The organism is Mediterraneibacter sp. 210702-DFI.5.30, from assembly GCF_020560115.1.
In the GTDB taxonomy this organism is placed as follows: Bacteria; Bacillota; Clostridia; order Lachnospirales; family Lachnospiraceae; genus Mediterraneibacter; species Mediterraneibacter faecis.
Genome location: NZ_JAJCME010000285.1, coordinates 1 through 210 on the forward strand (window position 1 = coordinate 1; position 210 = coordinate 210).

General features: G+C 48.6%; 1 protein-coding gene. It reads right to left on the reverse strand.

The annotated features are described in order from the left end of the window. The coding region (locus LI126_RS15565) for a hypothetical protein (RefSeq protein WP_331469938.1) at window positions 1-210 on the reverse strand (210 nt) is incomplete at both ends.

Consider the following 210-nt stretch of genomic DNA (forward strand, 5'->3'; position numbering starts at 1 on the left):
GGTAGATTGCTTGGCAGATTGCCGGCAATTGGACTGGCCCCAAAAAAGTAGGTAAACAGCCAGCGCCACAACACAAAACTTTGTGCCAGCTTGAAGTTTAAAGCATTCTTAAAGTCGGCCAGCGTGGCGAAGTCTTCATTAAAGCCGTGGTCCCACAGCGATTGCACCAACGTTTGATTGATACTGTAGTTGACATGGACGCCGGTAAAG